This window comes from Rhodosalinus sp., from assembly GCF_041685465.1.
Taxonomy (GTDB): domain Bacteria; phylum Pseudomonadota; class Alphaproteobacteria; order Rhodobacterales; family Rhodobacteraceae; genus Rhodosalinus.
This window is the reverse complement of record NZ_JAWLFS010000132.1, coordinates 1-8383: the sequence shown is the minus strand read 5'-3', so window position 1 is coordinate 8383 and position 8383 is coordinate 1. Positions and strand designations below refer to the sequence as shown.

The window sequence follows — 8383 nt, the reverse complement described above, 5'->3', positions numbered from 1 at the left end:
CCGCGCCCAACCCCGCGCTCGAGGCGTGGCGGGCCGAGCGGAAACCGGCCGCGACACGGTGAACCGGGTCGCCGAATTCGATTGGCGCGGCGTGGCGCAGAGATTATATTCGGACCATGATTACCGAACTCGGCCACTTCGCCCTCGTCCTCGCCTTCATCGTCGCGCTGGTGCAGTCGGTCGTGCCGCTTGTCGGCGCGCACTACCGATGGCCCGGATGGATCGCCGTCGGCGAGCCCGCGGCGACGACCCAGCTTCTTCTGCTGGGCTTTTCCTTCATCGCGCTGACCTGGGCCTTCGTGACCTCGGACTTCAGCCTTCAGCTGGTGACCGCGAACTCGCACTCGGCGAAGCCGATGATCTACAAGATCACCGGCGTCTGGGGGAACCACGAGGGGTCGATGCTCCTCTGGGTGCTGATCCTCGCGCTCTTCGGGGCGATGGCGGCCTGGTTCGGGGGCAACCTGCCGCCGACGCTGCGGGCGCGTGTTCTGGCCGTGCAGGGGATGATCGGCGTGGCCTTCCTCGCCTTCATCCTGTTCACGTCGAATCCCTTCACGCGTCTGGCGACGCCGCCCTTCGACGGGCGTGACCTGAACCCGCTTCTGCAGGATCCGGGTCTCGCGCTGCATCCGCCGTTCCTCTATCTCGGCTACGTCGGGCTTTCGATCTGCTTCAGCTTCGCGGTCGCCGCGCTGCTGGAGGGGCGGGTCGATGCGGCCTGGGGCCGCTGGGTGCGGCCCTGGACGCTGGCGGCCTGGGTCTTCCTGACGATCGGCATCGCGCTCGGCTCATGGTGGGCCTACTACGAACTCGGCTGGGGCGGCTTCTGGTTCTGGGACCCGGTCGAGAACGCCTCCTTCATGCCCTGGCTCCTGGCGGTGGCGCTCCTGCACTCGGCGATCGTGGTGGAAAAACGCGAGGCGCTGAAGAGCTGGACCATCCTGCTCGCGATCCTTGCCTTCGGCTTCTCGCTGATCGGCACGTTCATCGTGCGCTCCGGCCTCCTGACCAGCGTGCACGCCTTCGCCAACGACCCGGAACGCGGCGTCTTCATCCTGCTCATTCTCGCGGTCTTCATGGGCGGGGCGCTGACGCTCTTCGCCGCACGCGCCAACGTCATGCAGGCGCGCGGTGTGTTCGGGATGGCCAGCCGCGAGTCCGCGCTGGTCGCCAACAACGTGCTGCTCGCGGTCTCCTGCCTCGTCGTCTTCGTGGGCACGATGTGGCCGATGGTGGCGGAGATGTTCTTCGACCGGAAGCTTTCGGTCGGCCCGCCCTTCTTCAACGCGGCCTTCACGCCCTTCATGGTGGCGCTCGGCCTGATCCTGCCGCTTGGCGCGATCATGCCGTGGAAGCGCGCGCGCATCGGCAAGGCGCTTTACACGCTGCGTGCCGCGGGGGTCCTGGCGCTCGCTGTCGGCGGACTGACATGGACGATGCAGACCGGCAACACGCTCCTCGGGCCGGTGGGCCTCTTCCTCGGGGCCTGGCTGGTCTCCGGGGCGGCGACGGACCTCTGGCTGCGCGCCGGGCGCACGCCGGAGCGCCTGCGGCGCCTTCCGCGGGCGGACTGGGGCCGCGCGGTCGCGCATTCGGGCTTCGGTGTCATCATGATCGGCATCGCCGGGCTCATGGCCTGGGAAAAGGAGGATATCCGCGTCGTCCAGGAAGGCGAGAGCTGGCAGATGGAGGGCTTCACGCTGACGCTGAACGAAGTGCGCGAGCTTCCGTTCGATCCGAGCGAAGGCCGTAACTACGATTCGCTCATGGGGATCGTCACGCTGGCCCGGGACGGGCGAGAGATCGCCACGCTGCGTCCGGAGAAGCGCAACTATCCCGTGGCGCGGATGCCCACGACGGAAGCCGGCATCGACTACCGCGCGCTGCGGGACGTCTACGTGGTGCTCGGCGATCCACAGGGCAACGGCGGATGGGCCGTGCGCACCTATCTCAAGCCGCTGGCGAACTGGATCTGGGCCGGCTCGGCGCTGATGGCGCTCGGCGGGGCGCTCAGCCTGTCCGACCGGCGCTACCGGGTCGCGGCCGGGGCGAAGAAGTCTCGATCGACCCCGGCGGCGGACGGAGTGCCGGCAGAATGAGGCGGCTGATCCTGATCCTCGCGCTGCTCGCGGCTGCGCCGCTGGCGGCGCTCCAGCCCGACGAGGTGCTGGACGATCCCGCGCTGGAGGAGCGCGCGCGGGAGATCTCGTCGGGTTTGCGCTGCATGGTCTGCCGCAACGAGGCCATCGACGAGTCGAACGCGCCGCTGGCCCGCGACATGCGCCTCATGGTGCGGGAACGGCTCGTCGCCGGCGACTCGGACGACGAAGTGGTGCAATATGTCGTCGACCGGTACGGGGAGTACGCGCTCCTCAATCCCCGCGTGACCGGTGTGAACTGGCTGTTGTGGCTTGCAGGGCCGGGAATGTTCCTGGTAGCGGCCGGCATCGCCGTGCTTTACCTGCGATCCCGCTCGAACGCGAAGGCGTCCTCGGACGACGAGCGGCTCTCGCCCGAGGAAGCCGCGCACCTGCGGACACTCCTCGACGACTGACCCCTTTCCTGCGCCGCCCCATGCGGTAGAACCGCGGGGCCGGATCAGAGGAGGGCAGGCGATGGAGTACCAGACGATCACGCTCGACGTGGCCGACGACATCGCGGTGGTGCGGCTCGACCGCCCGGACGTGATGAACGCCATGAACAGCCAGATGCGCGCCGAAGTCACGCATGCCGTCGCCGCGGGCGGCGATGCCGCGCGCGTCGTCGTGATCACCGGCAACGGGCGCGCCTTCTGCTCGGGGCAGGACCTCGGCAACGAGGGCAGCGCCGCCGACATGGACCTGGAGCGCATCCTGCGCGACGAATACGTGCCCATGCTGCGCGCGCTCCGCGACTGCCCGGTGCCCGTGATCGCCGCTGTGAACGGCGCGGCCGCGGGCGCGGGCGCGAACCTGGCGCTCGCGGCCGACGTGGTGATCGCCACCGAGAGCGCCTATTTCATGCAGGCCTTCAGCCGGATCGGCCTGATCCCCGATGCGGGCGGCACCTGGGCGCTGCCGCGGCAGATGGGCCTCGCCAAGGCGATGGGCGCCGCGCTTTTCGCCGAGAAGATCAGCGCGCGGCAGGCCGACGACTGGGGCATGATCTGGGAGGCGGTCGAGGACGACGCCTTCGAGGAGCGCTGGCGCGCCCGCGCCGCCCATCTCGCGCAGGGTCCGACGCAGGCCTACAACGCCGCGCGGGAGGCCCTCCGGGGCGCTTTCGAGGCGGATTTCGAGGAGCAGCTCCTGCTCGAGGCGCGGCTGCAGGGACAGTGCGGCAAGACGCGCGACTTCCAGGAAGGCGTGCTCGCCTTCCTCGAGAAGCGCCCCGCGCGCTACGAAGGCCGCTGAGGGCGGCGCCCGGGCGAGGGGCGCTGCCCCTCGCGCTCCCCGGAGTATTTTCGCCAAGATGATGGGCGAGCCGGACCCGGCCCATCATCTTGGCCCAAATACTCCGGGGGTGAATTGGCCGTCAGGCCAAGAGGGGGCAGCGCCCCCTCACGCGACGCCGCGCCGGCGGGCTCAGCGGTTCTCGATGTCGACGTAGTCGCGGGTCGTCTCGCCGAGGTAGAGCTGTCGCGGGCGGCCGATCTTCATCTGCGGGTCCGCGATCATCTCCTTCCACTGGCTGATCCAGCCGACGGTGCGCGAGACGGCGAAGATCGGCGTGAACATCGACATCGGGAAGCCCATCGCCTCGAGGATGATGCCGGAGTAGAAATCCACGTTCGGGAAGAGCTTCTTGTCGCGGAAATAGGGATCCTCGAGCGCGATCTTCTCGAGCTCCTTGGCGACCTGCAGCGTCTTGTTGTTCTCGATGCCGAGGAGTTCCAGCACCTCGTCGGCGGACTGCTTCATCACCGTCGCGCGCGGGTCGAAGTTCTTGTAGACGCGGTGCCCGAAGCCCATCAGGCGGAAGGGGTCGTCCTTGTCCTTGGCGCGCTCGAGATATTCGGGGATGCGCTCGGGCGAGCCGATCTCCTTGAGCATCTCGAGGCAGGCCTGGTTCGCGCCGCCGTGTGCCGGGCCCCAGAGGCAGGCGATGCCGGCGGCGATGCAGGCGAAGGGGTTGGCGCCGGACGAGGAGGCCAGTCGCACCGTCGAGGTGGAGGCGTTCTGCTCGTGGTCGGCGTGCAGGGTGAAGATCCGGTCCATCGCGCGGGAGAGGATCGGGTTCACGCTGTATTCCTCCGCCGGCACGGCGAAGCACATGCGCAGGAAGTTCGACGCGTAGTCGAGATCGTTGCGCGGGTAGACGAAGGGCTGGCCCACGGAATACTTGTAGGCCCAGGCCGCGATGGTCGGCATCTTGGCGATGAGCCGGATCGAGGCCACCTCGCGCTGCCAGGGATCGGAGATATCCGTGGAATCGTGGTAGAAGGCCGACATCGCGCCGACCACGCCGACCATGATGGCCATCGGGTGCGCGTCGCGGCGGAAGCCCCGGAAGAAGTTCTGCATCTGCTCGTGGAGCATCGTGTGCATGGTCACGCGGCTCTCGAAATCCTCGAGCTGCGCGGCGGAGGGAAGCTCGCCGTAGAGCAGCAGATAGCAGACCTCGAGGAAATGGCTCTTCTCGGCCAGCTGGCCGATGGGATAGCCGCGGTGCAGAAGCTCGCCCTTGTCGCCGTCGATGAAGGTGATGGTCGAGTCGCAGGAGGCCGTCGAGGTATAGCCGGGGTCGTAGGTGAAGACCCCCGCCTGCTGGTAAAGCTTGCGGATATCCACAACGTCCGGGCCCGCCGTGGGGCTGAACATCGGCAGGTCGTGGCTTTCGCCGTCGATCGTCAGCTTGGCCGTCTTGGTGCTTTCAGGCATGTGCACACCCTCGTCCTCGGGCCCGGGCTCCGGGCGATTGTTGCCTTCGGACTGGCCGGCGCGCCGGTCCGTTCATTCGCGGCCCGCCGCGGCATCCTCCAGCCGCGCCAGGCTTTCGTCGCGGCCGAGCGCCAGCATCATGTCGAAGACGCTCGGGCTGACCGTCCGGCCCGCCAGCGCGGCGCGCATCGGCGCGGCGAGCTTGCCGAATTTGATGCCGTTCTCCTCTGCGGTGCGGGTCGCGACCGCCTCCAGCGCGTCACGGGTCCAGCTAGCATTTCGCAGGTGCGGCGTCAATTCGGCCAGTATACGACGGGATACAGAGTCCAGCGCCCTGGCCGCCTTCTCGTCACACGCGACCGGGCGCTCGGCGAGCGCGAAATTCGCCTTCTCGAGCAGATCGGGGAAGGTCTTCGCGCGCTCCTTGAGCTGCGGCATGGCCTCCGCGAGGCGTGCGCGCTGCACCGCCGCGAGAGGCGTGCGGCCGGTGGCGGCGAGAAAGGCCTCCAGCTCGGAGAGAAGCGCCGCATCCTTCATCGCGGCAATGTGACGGCCCGAGATGCTGTCGAGCTTCTTCATGTCGAGCCGGGCGGGCGCCTTGTTGATTCCCTCGAGCGAGAAGAGCGCTGTCAGCTCCGCGTCGCTGAACACCTCCGTGTCGCCGTGGCTCCAGCCGAGGCGGGCGAGGTAGTTGCGCATCGCTGCCGCCGGGTAGCCCATGTCGCGGTACTCGGTGAGCGAAACCGCGCCGTGGCGCTTGGAGAGCTTCTTGCCGTCCGGCCCGTGAATGAGCGGAATATGCGCCCAGACCGGCACGTCCCAACCCATCGCGCGGTAGATCTGCATCTGCCGCGCCGCGTTGTTCAGGTGGTCGTCGCCGCGGATCACGTGGGTCACGCCCATGTCGTGGTCGTCCACCACCACGGCGAGCATGTAGACCGGCGTGCCGTCCGAGCGCAGGAGGACCATGTCGTCGAGCTGATCGTTGCCGATGGTGACGGGCCCCTGCACCGCGTCCTCGATCACCGTTGCGCCCTCCCGCGGGGCCTTCAGGCGGATGACGTACGGCCCGTCCGGCTGCGTCGCCGGGTCGGCGTCGCGCCAGGGGCTGCGGTAGAGGGTCGAGCGGCCCTCGGCGCGCGCGGCTTCGCGGAAGGCGTCGATTTCCTCCTGCGTGGCGAAGCACTTGTAGGCGGTGCCCTCGGCCAGCATCTGCCGCGCCACCTCGGCGTGGCGCGCGGCGCGCGCGGCCTGGCTCACCGCCTCGCCGTCGTGGTCGAGGCCGAGCCAGGCCAGTCCCTCGAGGATCGCCTGCGTCGCCTCGGCGGTGGAGCGCGCGCGGTCCGTGTCCTCGATCCGGAGCAGGAAGCGGCCCCCGCGCCCACGCGCGAAGAGCCAGTTGAAGAGCGCGGTGCGCGCGCCCCCGATGTGCAGGAAGCCCGTCGGCGAGGGGGCGAAGCGGGTGACGACATCGTCGGTCATGCGGCGCAGGGTCTCCGTCTGGGGGCGGCGCCTGTCTAGCCGCGCCGCCGGCGCGGGACAAGCGGCGGACGGGCGTCTCACGGGGGTCTTAACGCCGGATTAACCCCGAGGTGATGCGCTCGCGCCGGCCGGCGGTCCGGCGGAGGCTTTGGGTATGCAGGACGGCAGCGCGCTCGCGCGGGTGGTGCTGCGTCAGCAGGGGCACCTCTTTCCCTGGGCGCCGGTGGCGCTCGCGATCGGGATCGGGACGTATTTCGCCTTGCCGGTGGAGCCGCCGGTCTGGACGCTCGCGGCGGCGGGACTGGCCGCGCTCGCCGGGGCGGTGGGGGCGCTGCGGCTCGGCCCCGGGCTGGCGCCGCTTCTCTGGGCGCCGGCGCTCGTCGCGCTCGGGCTCGCGCTGGCCGGGGGGCGGGCGCATATGAAGGCCGCGCCAGTGCTGGAGTTCCGCTATTACGGCGCGGTCGAGGGGCGCGTGGTTGCGATCGACCGCTCCGCCTCCGACGCGGTGCGCCTGACGCTCGACCGCGTCGTGCTGGAGCGGACCGATCCCGCGCGCCGGCCGGGGCGCGTGCGCGTCTCGCTTCACGATGCGGCGCAGGCGCGCGTGCCGCCGGTGGGGGCGCACGTCATCCTGACGGCCTGGCTCTCGCCGCCGCAGGGGCCGGTGGAGCCGGGGGGCTTCGACTTCAGACGCCATGCGTGGTTCCAGGGGCTCGGCGCGGTGGGCTACACGCGCACGCCGGTCCTCCTGCTGGCGCCGCCGGAGGCGGGCGCGCTCAGGGTGACGCGGGCGCGCATGGCGCTTTCGGCGCGCGTGCAGGCCGCGCTGCCGGGCGAGGCGGGGGGCTTCGCGGCGGCGGTGCTCTCGGGCGACCGTTCGGGCATCGGCTTTCCGACGCTGGAGGCGCTGCGCGAGTCCAATCTCGCGCACCTCCTTGCGATCTCGGGATTGCACATGGGGCTGCTCGCGGGGGTCGTCTTCACCACGCTGCGGCTCGGCCTCGTCCTGCTGCCGCGCGCGGGGCCGCATCTGCCGGCGAAGAAACTCGCCGCCGCGGGCGCGCTCGCCGCGGCGGCGGGCTATCTGGCGCTCTCGGGCGGCAACGTGGCGACCGAGCGGGCCTTCGTCATGGCCGCGGTCGTGCTCGTCGCCGTCATGCTGGACCGGCGCGCCTTTTCCCTCCGGGCCGTGGCGCTGGCGGCGCTGATCATCCTCGTCTGGCAGCCGGAATCGCTGCTCGGCCCCGGCTTCCAGATGTCCTTTGCCGCGACCACCGCGCTCGTCGCCGTCTTCGGGGCGCTGCGCGACCTGGAGGGGCCTGCGCTGCCGCGCTGGACGCGGCCGGTCACGGCGGTGGTGATCTCCTCGGCGGTGGCGGGCGTCGCCACTGCGCCGGTCGCGGCCGCGCATTTCAACCAGATCGCCCATTACGGGCTGATCGCCAACCTCGCCTCGGTGCCGCTCATGGGCACCGTCGTCATCCCGGCGGGGCTCGTCGCCGTGCTCGCCATGCCGCTCGGGCTGGAGCGCGCGCCGCTCGCGGTCATGGGGCTCGGGCTCGACTGGATTCTCGGCGTCGCGGAGTGGGTGGCCGGCCTTCCGGGGGCCGTGCGCGGTGTGCCGGCGCCACCCGACGCCGTTCTGCCGTTGCTGGCCGCGGGCGCCCTCACCGTCGCGCTCTGGCAGGGACGGGCCCGCTGGGCCGGCACGCTGCCCGCGCTTGCCGCGCTCACGCTCTGGGCGACTGTCGAGCGGCCCCCGATCCTGATCGCGCAGGGCGGAGCGCTCGTGGGCGTGATGACCGAGGAGGGGCGCGCACTCAGCAAGCGCCGCGGCGCGGGCTTCGCCGCGCGCGTCTGGCTGGAGAACGACGGTGACGGCGCGGGCCGCGCGGCGGCGGTGGCGCGCTGGCCCGGGGACGGGCCGGTGCGCCACCCCTGGGGCAAGCGTGGCGCCGCGCGTTTCGAAGGCTGCGCGCCGGGGGAAATCGTCGTCATGACGGAGCCTTACGAGGGCGCGCCGCTGCCCTGCCTGCTGC

The 8383-nt window shown here is 70.6% G+C and carries 6 protein-coding genes; 4 read left to right on the top strand and 2 right to left on the bottom strand.

The window, feature by feature from the left end; translation table 11 throughout:
• The first annotated feature begins 116 nt into the window (after positions 1 to 116).
• From ACESL7_RS09940 to ACESL7_RS09930, 3 genes are all read left to right on the top strand, one after another.
• Positions 117 to 2102 carry a heme lyase CcmF/NrfE family subunit gene (locus ACESL7_RS09940; protein ID WP_372893170.1) on the top strand — a complete coding sequence of 662 codons (1986 nt, stop codon included), beginning with the start codon at positions 117 to 119 and terminating at the stop codon, positions 2100 to 2102.
• The gene (locus tag ACESL7_RS09935; RefSeq protein WP_372893169.1) at positions 2099 to 2557 is read left to right on the top strand and encodes a cytochrome c-type biogenesis protein; all 459 of its coding nucleotides are present in this window, start codon (positions 2099 to 2101) and stop codon (positions 2555 to 2557) included. Before ACESL7_RS09940 ends, ACESL7_RS09935 begins: the two co-directional genes overlap by 4 nt.
• A gap of 61 nt (positions 2558 to 2618) precedes the next feature.
• Positions 2619 to 3395: an enoyl-CoA hydratase-related protein gene (locus tag ACESL7_RS09930; protein WP_372893168.1), complete on the top strand. Its 777-nt coding sequence runs from the start codon at positions 2619 to 2621 to the stop codon at positions 3393 to 3395.
• A 171-nt stretch (positions 3396 to 3566) separates the two neighbouring features.
• On the opposite strand, the gene gltA is transcribed toward ACESL7_RS09930, so the two are convergent.
• Positions 3567 to 4862, bottom strand: coding sequence for a citrate synthase (gene gltA, locus ACESL7_RS09925; RefSeq protein ID WP_372893167.1), 1296 nt, complete (start codon positions 4860 to 4862; stop codon positions 3567 to 3569).
• Positions 4863 to 4934: 72 nt separating this feature from the next.
• Positions 4935 to 6344 (bottom strand): glutamate--tRNA ligase, encoded by a 1410-nt coding sequence (gene gltX, locus ACESL7_RS09920; RefSeq protein WP_372893166.1) that lies wholly within the window; start codon positions 6342 to 6344, stop codon positions 4935 to 4937.
• 154 nt (positions 6345 to 6498) lie between these two features.
• Between gltX and ACESL7_RS09915 the strand changes: the two genes are divergently transcribed.
• Positions 6499 to 8383 (top strand): ComEC/Rec2 family competence protein (locus ACESL7_RS09915; RefSeq protein ID WP_372893165.1); only part of this gene is annotated, 1885 nt, incomplete at its 3' end.

Excerpts from the sequence above, each read along its gene's own strand:
- ACESL7_RS09940 (WP_372893170.1), top strand. The coding sequence starts at position 117 with ATGATTACCGAACTCGGCCACTTCGCCCTCGTCCTCGCCTTCATCGTC.
- gltX (WP_372893166.1), bottom strand. The coding sequence starts at position 6,344 with ATGACCGACGATGTCGTCACCCGCTTCGCCCCCTCGCCGACGGGCTTC.
- gltA (WP_372893167.1), bottom strand. The coding sequence starts at position 4,862 with ATGCCTGAAAGCACCAAGACGGCCAAGCTGACGATCGACGGCGAAAGC.
- ACESL7_RS09935 (WP_372893169.1), top strand. The coding sequence starts at position 2,099 with ATGAGGCGGCTGATCCTGATCCTCGCGCTGCTCGCGGCTGCGCCGCTG.
- ACESL7_RS09930 (WP_372893168.1), top strand. The coding sequence starts at position 2,619 with ATGGAGTACCAGACGATCACGCTCGACGTGGCCGACGACATCGCGGTG.